The organism is Sphingobacterium sp. (assembly GCF_032065005.1).
GTDB lineage: Bacteria > Bacteroidota > Bacteroidia > Sphingobacteriales > Sphingobacteriaceae > Sphingobacterium.
Map to the genome: position 1 here is coordinate 48283 of NZ_DAMBMM010000012.1, position 14162 is coordinate 62444.

Sequence of the window (14162 nt, forward strand, 5' to 3'; positions counted from 1 at the left end):
TTAAAATTTAAGGTTTAAACCAAACATTATTGTTCTCGGCTGCGGATAGAATCCTAAATCAATTCCAGTAACCCATGACTTATCATATCCATAACCGATTTCTGGATCCATTCCGCTGTATTTGGTAAATGTGTACAGGTTCTGAACCGTTCCATATAAACGGATCTGGCTGAATGGTGATTTATTCCATAATTTGGAGAAATCATAGCCTACAGTAATGTTTTGGATCTTCACAAAATCGGCATCTTCGATATAGATATCAGAGATATATTGGTTATTGGTATGGCTACCACTGGTTAAGCGTGGCAATTTGTTGGATGTTCCTTCACCATGCCATCTTTCAAAAATCTCTGTCGTATAGTTCTGTAATGGACTGTCAGCAAATGAACGGTAAGATTTTGCAATCTGATGTCCAAATGAACCATGAGCAGTAATGCCCAAATCAAATCCTTTGTATCCCAAGCTGATGTTCATACCACCACTAAAGTCAGGATGTGGGTTTCCGATCATCATTTTATCCTCATCGGTGATTGCACCATCCATGTTCGCATCAACAAAGGCCACATCGCCAGGTTGTGCGGTAGGTAATACGCCTTTTCCAGCAGCACGCCATGCATCAATCTGATCTTGGTTTTGGAAGATGCCATCAGTCTTGAATCCATAGAAATAACCTATAGGAAAACCGACTTGAGCACGGTACATCTCTTTTGTCCCTTGACTCAGTACATTTTCTTCACCGTGGATAATTCCTTCTGAATTGGCGATACGCACAACTTCATTTTTGTTATAGGCACCATTCAGTCCGATACTATAATTGAAATTGTCATTTCTATCAGACCAGTTCAATCCGAGTTCAAATCCTTTGTTAACGATGTCACCACCATTGATAAATGGGGCAGAGGTTCCATAGATCGCGAGTACCGGAGCCTGAACTAACCAATCCACCGTTGATTTTTTATACCAATCGAAGACTACGGATAATTTGTTGTCTACAAACCTGGAATCTAAACCTACGTTGATCTGTTCGGAAGTTTCCCAACTCACATCTGGATTAGGTAGAATATCTGGATATGCTCCGCGAAGAAGCGTATTCATGTTATTGCCAAAGTAATAGCCGTTCTTGTTGTTGATGGCAATGGTAGCCAAGTATTGGAACGGTGAAATGCTTGCATTACCATTTTGTCCCCAGCTAGCTCTTAATTTAAAGAAATTGATGCCTTCATTGCCTTTTAGGAAATCTTCATTGCTCACTACCCAACCCACAGATGCTGATGGGAAATATCCCCAACGCTTTCCAGGAGCGAAATTGGATGAACCATCCGCTCTTAGGGTTAAAGTAGCCATATAGGTCTCATTGTAGTTGTAGTTGATACGTCCAAAAACAGAGGCTATGGAACCCATTGGCCAATGAACACCATTTACAGTTGGAATAAATCCATCATATCCTTGTCCATTGCTGACCCAAGCTTTATCCCATTGACCAGGGAATGAGGAGTTGGAGGTCGATACACTTAAATCTTCCCCAATACCACTTTTCTCCATGGATTGACCGGCTACAACATCAAATTGATGACCTGTAATCGGTTCAAAATGGTAGCTTAACGTGTTTTCTAAAACCCAATTATATCCTACAGATTGGTTCTGACTGATATCATCTACCGCATTTTGAACCGTCGTAGATAGGTTATAAACATCCGTATATTGCCTGTAGGTCGATGCACTCATTCTATATCCAAAATTTGACTTGAATATCAAGTTTTTGATAGGCTGGACCTCTATATAGGCATTGGCAAATAAGCTATGGCTTTTTGCTTTATTCTGACCTCTACGGAAGACCATCTCCGCCATAGGGTTGGAAATAGCACCATCCAATGCCCATTTATCTGCTACTTTGCTCGGTTGATCATAGTAATCCCCGTTTTCATTGAATGCAGGCAATAGTGGATTGCCGACTAACATGTTATGTACGTCATTCCAATAGATGTTACCAATACCGATTCCTGAGCGGTTGTTGTAACCGTAATTAATGTTCTCTCCAATTTTGATGATATTGAATTCATCATTTTTCAATAGGATATGGTCTGAATTAATCCGAACGGTATGTCTTTGGAAATCAGGTTGAACTGGTTTTCCGATGATCCCTTCACGATTGGTAATGGAATAACCCATAGAGAATTTTGATTGCTCATTTCCTCCCATGAGGTTCAAGGATGTGTTCTGTAAAATAGCATTGTCATTATGGATCTCTTTCATCCAGTTGGTGCCATTCCAGGTTCCATCTTGAATTTGCTGATATTGTTTAGGGATAAGGTTAGCCCAGTCATAAGGAGCTCCACCCTCATTAAAGCGACGTTCATCTTGGATCGTCATATATTCTTTTGCCGTTAATAGGGAAGGCAGTTTATAGGCATTTTGGAAACCTAAATAATTATCAATATGCAAGGACATTTTTCCTTCCTTACCTTGCTTGGTAGTGACCAAAACTACCCCATTTGCAGCTCTTGCTCCATAAATGGCTGCAGATGCTGCATCTTTTAAGACGTCAATACGCTCAATATCCGAAGGGTTCAGCATATTGATGTCTCCACCTGCAATTCCGTCAATGACATATAAAGGGCTTGAGTTACCAATGGTTCCTAGACCGCGGATCGTAACTTTAAAGCTTTCACCCGGCATCCCTGAACTTTGGGTTATCTGCACGCCCGGAGATTGACTTTGTAGAGCCTCCAAGATACTTGGGGTGCTTAATTTCTCAAGATCTTCACCCTTTACCTCAATGGTTGCTCCTGTAGTCAATTTCTTTTTTTGGGTACCATAACCAACAACAACAATCTCATCTAAGTCACCTAACTCTTCTTTTAGGATGATATTGATGTTCTGTTGATTGCCAATACTAACTTCAGATTTCAAAAAGCCTATATAGCTCACGATCAAGGTTATATTGTTGCCATTAACCTCTAAGGAGAAGTTTCCGTTTGCATCCGTCGAGGTGCCATTGTTACTGCCTTTTACAACTACGGAGGCACCTTGAATAGCATTTCCAGATTCGTCGATTACCTTTCCGCTGATGCGTCTCTGTTGGGCGGATCTGTTTTCTGCAGTAGAAACTTGGTTTCCTAAGGTTGGATTTTCTGATCGACGTAGGATGATCGTGCCATCAACCAATTCCCAGGAAATAGGTTTCCCGGTAAATAGATTGGTCAAGGCCGTTTCAAGTTTTTCATCCTTGATGTCTGCATTGATCTTGGTATTTGCAATGTCTTTGCCGTTCAAGAAAAATGGAATGCCACTCTGTTTCTGAATGGATTGCATTACTTGAACCAATGGTGAGTTCTTTGCTTTTATGCTGACATGCTGTGCATAGCTGCTCGCATATACTTGAACTACACTTAGGACAGTCAATAAAAAGGTTAATTTCATGGTCAATACCCAGTGTTTTAATTTAGGTATGGCAGACCTACTGCCATAATCAAATTGTTGTATAAAAATCATATTTTTGTACAATTAGGATTTTAAATGATTAAGGTTTACTATCAGTTTACTGTATTCTTGAGATCCTCATTTATAGCCGAACATTGGTGTGAGAGACCATGTTCGGTTTTTTTATGACGATCGCCCTAAATGGGAATTGTGTAATGGTTTCTTTTCATAATTTGTTTAGTTTATTAAATGATGATTAGTTTATAAGTACTTCCTTTTTGTTTCAATTTGAATTTCACGCCACTTTTCTCAATCAAGCGAATGACCTCGGCCAAGTTTTTGTCCCTACCGATTTCTCCATAGAAATAGGTAGCAGGGATATTTCCTTGGTACTCCACCTGTATGTCATACCAACGGCTCAAGCCTTTCATCACATCCCTTAGCTCCGTTTCATAGAACATGAATTTATTGTTCTTCCAAGCAATAAAGCTCTCAACATCCACCGTTCTTTTGCTGAGACCATTTGCTGTATTGATCGCTTGTTGATTGGGTATCAGGCTTACTTTTCCTGAGGCGGAATGGATATTGATGGAACCTTCCACCAAGGTAGAAATGGTTTGGGCCTCATCTGGGTATGCCGAAACATTGAATTGTGTTCCCGTTACTTCAATGGTCTGTGCATTACTGGTGACCTCAAATGGCACTCTTTTGTTGTTCCTTTTCAGCTTCGCAACTTCAAAATAACCTTCACCTTCAAGTTTTACCGTCCTTCGGTTTGGCTCAAATGCCAAAGGATATTCCAATTTGGACATGGAGTTTAACCATACCTTGCTGCCATCTGGCAATACAATCTGATACTTACCTCCCTTGGGTACATTAATTGTCGCCATAATCTTGCTGAGGTCTTTTTTGTCGACAGCAAGGAGTGGGGTACCATCAGAATACTCCAAATCCTGGTCTATTACTATCCCATCCTTATCACTTCGTAGGTTTATCGTTCTTCCGTCGGATAATGTTAATTCTGCTTTATTGGAACCAGGCAAAACGGCCGATAGTTCTGCGTCGATTTCTGTAATGGATGGCGTACGATAATGATAATAAGAATAGCCTATGCCCAGCATCAGGATAATGGCGGCTGCATAATACAACCAGGTCCGTTTCTTAGCATGGATAGGTTTTGGTTCGGCCTTTCTGATTTTTTGTAAGGTATCGGACTTCATGTCTTCCAGCCATCCTGCATGGTCGGATTGGTTTAGGTTTACCCATACCAAAGCGTCCTCAAACAATTCATCATCGGTCAATAGTTTTTTGAAGAATGCTTCATGTTCTGGCTTTTCCTTTATCCATTGGTCTAATTGGACACTCTCAAGCGAACTGATATTCCCCTCAATGTATTTTTTGATCAATGCAGCTACTTCTCTGGAAGTTTTCATTTTGTTTATAATGGTCGTTGGAGCTAAAACGAACATCTAGGTCAAACCTTAGTAACTTTTTTAAAATATTTTTTATTTCCTCCCAGAAGCCATAACTTTGCACCTATGCTTAACACAACAATCGGGTTCAATCAGCAATTTCCCCTTATCGCTAAGGTATTAGGGATTGTATTGCTGTTTGTATTAACCTCCTGTCCGATTAAGGCATCAATCAAGCAAAATCTGTATCAGGATACCAAAACTGAAAGCAGAAGCAACAAATCAGCAAAACCTGATTCTTGGATTGACTACGAAACGGTAGATTGTAGCGTTGCGAATGAGCAAATCAAAGCTCATGATCTCGTGGTTAAAGATTTTCAAGTACAGCCCGCTGTATTTGCTTTGTTTAGCCTTGCCTTAATCCTTTTTTCTTTCCTGCCCAGGAAAGAAGTAAAAAACTACCATTGGAATTCCCAAAAGACAAATTCCAATGACCTATTCCTTCAATTCCGTCGATTAAACTTATAGAATTGCTATCCTGACATCTGTTTGTCATTCTGACAAATGTATGTTGGCCTGGAAATGGACTGTCTTGTCCGTTCCTAAATTTTCTGTGCAATGGCGCGGCCAAGCCATTCAATCAATTCAAATTTTAATATTTAATATGGGTTTAAAATTAAATAGCCTATTGATCCTGCTGGGAATGTTTTTTGCCATGGACAGCCATGCTCAAAACCTGCAAGATCTCTGGGATAAAACAAGGAATTATTATAAAGGATTTGAAGTTCAGAAACAACAGATCCTACTGGCAAAACAGGATAGTATTGCCCAACAGATAAAATACAAGCCGCAAGTTCAAGCGCAATTCCAACAAGGGTTTAGCTCCGTGGAGGGGACAACAGGTGCTTTTCTGCCGCTGCCCGGAATCATGAATATTTCCGGTCCTAATCAATTGGATGGAGCTTCCTCCACCTTTAATCATTTCCTTTCCGGAAGTATGAACTGGGATTTGATCAACTTCGGAAGAAAAGGTCTTGACAAGGACATATCCAGTAGCAAGGTTGACTATTCCAAACTGAAAGAACAGGATTTCTCTTACAACGTCCAGCAAAAGTTGAGTAGACGCTATATCGAATTCCTGTTTTTCCAGGTAATGGATGATTGGTACAAAAAACATAGCGAACGCTATCAGTCAATTTTGGAGATTACCAAAGGCCTGGCACGTGCAGGTATTGTTCCTGGTGCAGATACCTTATTGGCTACCTCATCGCTAAAGAATGTGGAAAGTAACCTGCTTCAAATCCAAGGGAAATTAAATGGCGCCAAGATCTTGTTGAAAGAATTTACCAACGAAGAGGTCGTAAGTGCCGGAAATTCCAATCCGGATGCTTTTTTACAGGTAATAGGTAGTCAACAGACCAATGCGGTTGAGCATCCATTGCTGATGATGAAAAAGAAAGAAGAGGAATCATTGACCCTCTTGGAGAAAAAACAGGGAAAAGAACTTTTCCCCCGGGTGATGTTATTGGGAGGATTGGCCAATAGGAGCTCAGGCATTACAGCCAATGGATATGTGCATGGTAACTACAGTGAAATCTATAATGATTTTGCCAATAATTATTTTGTAGGTGTTGGTGTAACCTGGAATCTTCAGGATATGTTCCGATCCAAATCGGATAAGAAGCAATACAACTTAAAACTTCAGAACAATCTCTATGAACAGGAACTGCTACAGAATGAAATCAGCAGCAACCTGAATCAGTTGAATGCCGAAATATCAGCGGCCGCTGAGGGCATTGAAGAATCAAATATCAGTAGACAACAGGCAGAAGAGGCCTATCAGCTCTATAAGGCCCGTTATGAAGGTGGATTAATAAACCTTTCGGAGCTCTTGCAGGTTCAGGAAATCCTGCTTCAAACAGAAAGGCAGAACCTGACGGCTTATTTGAATTACTGGAACCTGATGGTTAACAAAAGCTATCAACAAGCGGATTTCAGTCAGTTGTTTACTCACTTTTAAAGAATACTATGAATTTAATACGTTTTGCTTTAAGAAAACCGATCGCCATCATCATGGTCATCTTCGCGATTGCCTATTTTTCATGGCCGGTTATCAAAAAGATTAAAGTCGATATATTTCCGGAGATCGAGTCTCCTGCCATGTACATTGCCATGCCATACGGTGGACTCTCACCGGCCTATATGGATGGCTTTATGGCCAATGAATTCCAGAAAGTACTACTCTTTGTAAACGGCGTCAAAGAGCTGGATTTCAAGAGTGTGCAAGGTCTTTCCTTAATGAAATTGACGTTCTACCCCGGTACGGATATGTCCCAAGCATCTGCTGAAATCAGTATGCAGGTTTCTAGGGCAATGGGTTTCCTGCCTTCCGGAGCGGTACCACCCATGGTTGTACGCTTTGATGGTAGTTCATTGCCGGTCGGTCAATTGGTCTTCGACTCGGACCAACATTCGGTTACCGAACTTCAAACCATGGCAGTTACGAAAGTACGGCCGATGTTCGTGAATATCCCGGGGATTACGGCTCCTGCACCTTTCGGTGGTAATATGCGAAGTTTGGTGGTCAATATTGATCCCCAGAAGATGAAAGCCCATGGCTTAAGTCCAGAGGAAGTGACCCTTGCTGTCACTAAAAACTCCATGCCTTCACCTGCAGGAAATGTGCGGATCGGCGATAAGAACCTGATGGCGCCTATTAATTCCATTTCCAATGGGGTGGAAGAGTTTTTACAGACGCCCATTAAATCTTTGAACGGACGAACCATATTGATCGGAGACGTAGCGACGGTCATGGATGCGGCGGATCAAACCGTTGGTTATGCCATCATCAATGGAAAACGATCGGTATACCTGCCAATTATCAAAAAGCCCGATGCATCCACTTTAGATGCGGTTGATAACCTGAAGAAAGCTTTGCCCATGTTGGAAAGCCTACTTCCTGAAGGGGTGAAAATTACCTACGCCTTCGACCAATCTGTTTATATCTCCCGGTCACTGTCCAATTTGATTTTTGAAGGTGCCTTGGGAGCCTTATTGACGGGCTTGATGGTATTTCTCTTCCTTCGAGACCCAAGAGGTGCACTGATTGTAATCCTGACCATTCCGATTGCCATTATTACTGCAGTGATTACCCTGCATATGATGGGACAGAGTATCAATATCATGACCCTTTCGGGATTGGCACTTTCCATCGGTATTCTCGTCGACGAGGCCACGGTGACCATTGAGAATATCCATCAGCACATGGAGCTAGGGAAGAAAAAATCCCGGGCCATCCTGGATGCTCTGTTAGAAATATCAGCTCCAAAATTGCTGATCCTACTCAGTATTTTGGCAGTGCTGACCCCAGCATTTATGATGGAAGGGATACCACGCGATATGTTTATGCCATTGTCCATGGCCGTTGCCTTTGCGATGATCGCTTCGTTTATATCTTCCCAAACCTTCGTGCCGATTATGGCCAATTGGATCATGAAGACCAAGAAGCATCATGCTGGGAAATATAAACGGTCTTTTGTGGACAAAGTAGGAGTGAAATATGTATATAGATTACGCTCTTATTTTGCGAAATCAAAATTGATTTCCGTGCTCTATATTGCGGTAGCTCTGCTGTTGGTTTTTGGTGCCGTGAATATCTTAGGTACGGATATCATGCCCAAATCAGAAGGTGGCGACTTCCAAGTCAGGTTGCGCATGCCAGATGGTACCAGATTGGAGCGTACGGAAGAGGCGGTAAAATCGATGACCAATAGTCTCGTTGCCGAGTTGCCTGAAAACAGTCTGAAGATATCATCTTCTTTTGTCGGCATGCATCCATCAGCAAATCCAATCAACCCTATTTTCTTGTTTACGAGTTCAACTGGAGAGGCAGTCATGCAATTCTCCTTGGACAAGAAGAAATTAGGGATGAAAACAGATGAGTTCAAGGAATTTGTTCGGAACCATGTTAAGGAGAATTATCCAGATGCAAGGATAAATTTCGAACCGATTGAGCTGATGGAGAAAATTATTGGACAGGGCTCCATGACTCCAGTGGAGGTGAAAGTAAGCGCTGCGCAATTGAAGAACGCCGAAGCTTTTGCTGAAAAAATCAAAAAGGAATTGGCAACCTATCCTTTCTTAAAGGATGTGCAGCTAGCCGAACCCTTACATTATCCAACTATTGACATCAAGATTGATCGCAGAAGGTTGGCAGAATTTGGTCTAACGGTTCAGGAAGTTTCCCGAAACTTGGCTGCAACAACTTCATCGACCCGTTTTACGGATAAGAACCTATGGGTGGATCCTAAATCAGGTTTGGTTTTCCAAGTACAGGTCCAGGTACCTGAAAACATGATCCAGACGCTTCAAGATTTGAGATCTATTCCGGTTAAAGCTGGCTCATCAACGCCATTGTTGGAAGATATTGCCACCATTACAGCCAATGAGGTTCCCGCACAGGTAAACCGTAGAGGACCTAATAGGTATGTGAGCATTATTGCAGATATCCATGAAAAAGATCTTGGTGCTGCCAATAAGGCGGTCAATGAATCCCTGGAAAAGGTGGGAGAGGCACCACGTGGTACCCGAATCTGGAAAGAAGGTAACCTAACTTTATTGGAAGATACCTTGTCAGGATTACTTTCAGGGCTATCCATTGCGATTGTGGTCATCTTCTTTATGATGTCCGCCTATTACCAATCTGTTCGAGTAAGTCTGGTTATCCTATCTGTAGTTCCTGCAGTGATTGCCGGTTCTTCCATTATGATCTGGATCTCAGGAAGTACCTTGAACCTACAATCCTATATGGGCATCATTATGTCCATCGGTGTGTCGGTTTCCAATGCGGTCTTGTTGATCAATCAGGCAGAATGGTATAGAAAGAAACTGAATCTAACGGCTTCCCGATCGGCTTTATTGGCTGCCAAATCTAGGTTCCGTCCTATTCTGATGACCGCCTTGGCCATGCTTGCGGGAATGACTCCAATGGCATTGGGAATGGGAGATGGTGGTGAACAGGTTGCTCCATTAGGCCAAGCAGTTATTGGTGGACTGCTTAGCTCTACCATAACTATTCTATTGATTATTCCATTGATTTTCAGTCTTATCATGAACAACGCATCTTATGGATCACCTTCATTGGATCCTGATGATTCAAACAGTAAATTTTATTTAGATAAATAAACCATGAAAAAACTTAGCATATTCGGACTTGTCTTATTATTAGCTGGTTGCCAGGCAAACAGCAAAGAGGCAGATACTAAAAAGGAAAGTCCATCCAATAATACGGTTTCGGTCAAGGTTACCCAACCCATTGAACAACAACCTTCGTACAGCTTGAAGTTGCCGGCAGAATTGCATCCCTATGAATCGGTGGATGTCTTTGCAAAGATCAAAGGCTTTGTCCGAAAGATCAATGTTGATGTGGGCGATCAAGTGAGCAAAGGTCAGATCCTTGCGGTTTTGGAAGCTCCTGAAATGGATATCCAATCCACAGCGGACCGAGCAAAATCCCAGCAATTGAGTGCAAATTTCGAAGTTAGCAAAAGCCGGTTCGATCGCTTGAAAAAGGTAAAGAACCAAAGTTCAGGTGCAGTTTCTGACCTAGAATACGAGCAAGCCTATGGTTCGATGTTGCGGGATAGCGCCGCATTGGAAGAGAGTAACTTCTCTTACAAAAAATCAAACCAGATGCGTGAGTATCTGGTGGTAAGGGCTCCATTCTCTGGAGTGATTACCCAAAGGAACTTTTCTGTAGGTGCATTGATGGGCGATATGGGAATGCCATTCTTTAAATTGGTAGACAACAATAATTTAAAGTTAAAGGTGGTCGTGCCTGAATTACATGCACAATCGATCTCAGACAGTACCGTCGCAAGATTCAAGGTGCTGAGCAAACCTGATACGGTATTTACAGCCCAGTTGAAAAGGAACGCTTTGGTGATTGATCCTGTTTCTAGATCCTTGGCATTAGAATTTGATGTGCCAAATAGGAGTAGAGCCTTGAATGGTGGTGATTATACGGATGTGCAATTAAACCTTAAGCGTAAAAGACCTACGGTATTTGTACCCCAATCTTCCGTGGTGAATTCCCAGTCAGGAATATTTGTCCTGAAACTGGTTGAAGGAAACAAGGTAGAACGCGTTCCAGTGGTTTTAGGTCAGGCCCAAGATAAGATGATGGAAGTTTTTGGTGATCTAAAACCAACAGATCAGGTCATTGAAAAAGGCTCAGAAGAAATTAATTCTGGGCAAATAGTTCAAATAATAAAATAATCTAAGCAAATTTAAATATGAAAACGAAGCAAATGATTTTGGGAATCTCTATGTTAGCCCTATTGGCAGTTGGATGTAGTTCCGGGACCAAAAAGGAAGGTTCTGCTGATTCAACGGTTCAGGTTGATAATACAGAAGAAGTTCAGGAAGCAAAAATGGTCGGCAAACAAAATGACCTGAAAGCTAGTTTTACCAATATCAATGGTGAAACTGTTGCATTGAGCGACCTTAAGGGAAAGGTGGTAGTCATGAACTTCTGGGCCACATGGTGTCCTCCATGTATTGCAGAAATGCCTTCCCTGCAAAAATTGCATGAGGAATTGAAATCTGAAAAGGATATCGTCTTTATGGCCATTGAAGTGGATCAAGATATTGATAAGGCCGCCAAATTTATGGCCAAGAACAAATATACCTTGCCCTTGTACACCGTTGGTTCGGAACTCCCTGAGGAGTTAATGTCCAATTCCATTCCAATGACCGTAATCCTTGCCAAAAATGGAGACATTATCGGCAAGCAGGTCGGGATGATGGATTTTAAGTCCGAGAAACTTAAACAAGGATTAATCGACCTTACAAAAGAAAACGAAAGATAATATCAATGAAATACATAATAATTATGGTGCTACTCGCTGGATTACATGCAGATGATGCTTTTGCGCAGTCACGTGAAGAGCTGATCGCAAAAAATCAACAATATATAGGTGCAGATACGCAAAAAGAACAGTATAAAGCCGTGTATCAATTGGATACCGATAATCCTGATATCGTAAAGAAAGCTTTCAGAAACATCAATAACCTCCTCAAAGATCCACGTTTAAGTGGCAAACTAGAAGTCGAACTGGTAACCTTTTCCGGAGGTACGGAAGTGATGCGCAAAGACAATCAATATGAAGAACAACTTTTGGGACTTATTGAAAAAGGGGTACGTGTGGTTCAATGCCTGAATTCTCTTGATGAAAGAGGATATAAAAAGGATGAACTCTTTGACTTTATTGGATACACCCCAAGTGGCAATGGAGAACTCGTGATCTTAAATAATGAAGGCTGGACAGTGATCAAGCCTTAAGGATCATAGCAGAAAATAAAAAAAAGCAACCCAGAAAGGGTTGCTTTTTTTGAACCAGGATGGGGGGTCGACTCCGCTCACCCAACGAGGATTGGAGGATGGGCCAAGATTTACACTTCTAATAGAAAAATAGCAACTTCCAATTCTGAACGGATAGGGAGGAATCTGTACGGTTCCCCTACCAAAGACCCTGACATCTTCAATCGAAGATTGAAGAACTGTACACCATTTTTTTCCATTCTCTTGGCACATCCGGTGGGTGAGCCTGTCGAACCCCCATCCCGTACCCTGAGCTGCGTGCAAAGGCATCCTGGTACAACACATCTTACAGTTCCTGCACCTTTGGTGAAGGATGACATGATTTTAAAAAAAACAGCGAACAGATTCCTCACTGATCGTTCAGAATAGCAGAGAGCTAAAGAAACTTCCTTTTGGTGCTTTAATCTTGTTTCATCCTCTCATCCTTTCCATCCTGGTTCAACCACTTCCCTTTAATCCCACTAAAATTCTATAAATTATGAAGGCTATTTTTCGAACCCTCCTTTGGTCTCATTCGAGACATATTCGGAAAATTCGGAATGTGTCTCGAATAAGGTCAATCCAAAACCCTACAAGAATTCTCAAACGAAAGGCAGGTCGGATCATTGAAAATTCCTTAAAAAAGAGATTGGAAAAAATGTAAAACACTTTTATTTTCTTAATTAATCGACAACACAATGTTAATATTCTCTTAATAAAGCTTTGTTATTTTCGTGACCATAACTTAAGCTGATTAAACTATGAAAATTAAATCTACTCTATTGGGGGCATTGCTTCTTTCAGTAGTTGTTACGCAAGGCCAAACTGATCATGGCATTATGGAATTATCGGAGTTTGCATATCCAGTCAAACGCAAGAACTTAAATATTCCCAATGTCAATGGTTTCCAGGTTTTGAAATGTGATTTTCATATGCATACGGTCTTTACGGATGGTCATGTGTGGCCAAATGTCCGTGTTCAGGAAGCTTGGCGTGAAGGATTGGACGCTATTTCATATACCGAACACATGGAATATAATCCGCACAGTGCGGATGTTAAGGTAGATCATAACCGTTCCCATGATTTAGCCGTAGAATTAGCGAAAGAAAACAATATCCTTTTGGTGAAAGGTACTGAAATCACCCGTCAAACTCCTCCAGGCCATTTCAATGCCCTGTTTATTCAAGACGCCAATACCCTCGTTTCCGATAATAATGCAAGCCTGGACCAAGAAGCGATCGATAAGGTTTATGGCCAGAAAGCCTTTATCTTTTGGAACCATCCTGGTTGGCAAGTAAATAACATACCTGGCTCTTACGAATGGATCGATTTTGTGGAAAAGATGTACCAAGAGAAAAAACTCCATGGCATCGAAGTGGTAAATGGACTTGGATTTCATAAGAAAGCGTTGGATTGGGCGTTGGACCGTAACCTGACCATTATTGGAAACACGGATATCCATAACCTGATTGCCCATGATTATGATATGGAAAAACCAGGGGTCCATAGAACCATGACATTGGTCATGTCAAAGGACCGTTCCGCAGCTGGCATCCGTGAAGCTTTGGAAGCAGGCCGTACCGTAGCTTGGTCAAGTAACTATCTTTTTGGTAAGGAAGAACATGTTAGGGGATTAGTGAACGCCTGTGTTTCGGTTTCAGCATCCTATCATGAAAAAATCAATGGCAAAACAAAAGTAAAGACCCGATACTATGAAATCCAGAACAATAGTGACCTATACTTTGAACTGATACTAAAAGAAGGAAAGGGAACAAAACGATTGGTCCTTTATCCGGAATCCACTCAAATCTTGACTGCCGAAGATGGTCAATCGAAGCTGTCCTATGAAATTGTTTCCACTTATATCAGAAGTGACAAACATTTGCAGTTTGAGATCAATCTTAGATAAGCATACAACCAACAAGTTAATATTAAAAAACCGCTCCGGAAATTCTGTGAGCGGTTTTTG

At 41.5% G+C, this 14162-nt stretch carries 10 protein-coding genes; 7 read left to right on the forward strand and 3 right to left on the reverse strand.

Going from position 1 to position 14162, the window contains the following annotated elements; all coding sequences use genetic code 11:
• Together RT138_RS16425 and RT138_RS16430 are read right to left on the reverse strand one after the other, a co-directional pair.
• Positions 1 to 3492 (reverse strand): TonB-dependent receptor, encoded by a 3492-nt coding sequence (locus tag RT138_RS16425; RefSeq protein WP_313191541.1) that lies wholly within the window; start codon positions 3490 to 3492, stop codon positions 1 to 3.
• A gap of 173 nt (positions 3493 to 3665) precedes the next feature.
• The gene (locus RT138_RS16430; protein ID WP_313191542.1) at positions 3666 to 4853 is read right to left on the reverse strand and encodes a FecR family protein; all 1188 of its coding nucleotides are present in this window, start codon (positions 4851 to 4853) and stop codon (positions 3666 to 3668) included.
• 105 nt (positions 4854 to 4958) lie between these two features.
• Between RT138_RS16430 and RT138_RS16435 the strand changes: the two genes are divergently transcribed.
• The 6 genes from RT138_RS16435 (at position 4959) to RT138_RS16460 (ending at position 12174) form a co-directional block, all read left to right on the forward strand.
• Positions 4959 to 5360, forward strand: coding sequence for a hypothetical protein (locus RT138_RS16435; protein WP_185217249.1), 402 nt, complete (start codon positions 4959 to 4961; stop codon positions 5358 to 5360).
• A 136-nt stretch (positions 5361 to 5496) separates the two neighbouring features.
• Positions 5497 to 6852, forward strand: coding sequence for a TolC family protein (locus RT138_RS16440; protein ID WP_313191543.1), 1356 nt, complete (start codon positions 5497 to 5499; stop codon positions 6850 to 6852).
• A gap of 8 nt (positions 6853 to 6860) precedes the next feature.
• Positions 6861 to 10016, forward strand: a complete 3156-nt coding sequence (locus RT138_RS16445; protein WP_313191544.1) for an efflux RND transporter permease subunit — start codon at positions 6861 to 6863, stop codon at positions 10014 to 10016.
• 3 nt (positions 10017 to 10019) lie between these two features.
• Positions 10020 to 11108 carry an efflux RND transporter periplasmic adaptor subunit gene (locus RT138_RS16450; RefSeq protein ID WP_313191545.1) on the forward strand — a complete coding sequence of 363 codons (1089 nt, stop codon included), beginning with the start codon at positions 10020 to 10022 and terminating at the stop codon, positions 11106 to 11108.
• Positions 11109 to 11125: 17 nt separating this feature from the next.
• The gene (locus RT138_RS16455) at positions 11126 to 11701 is read left to right on the forward strand and encodes a TlpA family protein disulfide reductase (RefSeq protein ID WP_185213608.1); all 576 of its coding nucleotides are present in this window, start codon (positions 11126 to 11128) and stop codon (positions 11699 to 11701) included.
• Positions 11702 to 11706: 5 nt separating this feature from the next.
• Positions 11707 to 12174, forward strand: coding sequence for a DsrE family protein (locus tag RT138_RS16460; protein WP_313191546.1), 468 nt, complete (start codon positions 11707 to 11709; stop codon positions 12172 to 12174).
• Between the two features lie 110 nt (positions 12175 to 12284).
• Here RT138_RS16460 and RT138_RS16465 read toward each other — a convergent pair whose 3' ends face one another.
• Positions 12285 to 12533: a hypothetical protein gene (locus tag RT138_RS16465; RefSeq protein WP_313191547.1), complete on the reverse strand. Its 249-nt coding sequence runs from the start codon at positions 12531 to 12533 to the stop codon at positions 12285 to 12287.
• 420 nt (positions 12534 to 12953) lie between these two features.
• On the opposite strand from RT138_RS16465, the gene RT138_RS16470 reads away from it, so the two are divergent.
• Entirely contained in the window at positions 12954 to 14102 is a 1149-nt protein-coding gene (locus tag RT138_RS16470; protein WP_313191548.1) for an Sb-PDE family phosphodiesterase, read from the forward strand.
• Positions 14103 to 14162 lie beyond the last annotated feature (60 nt).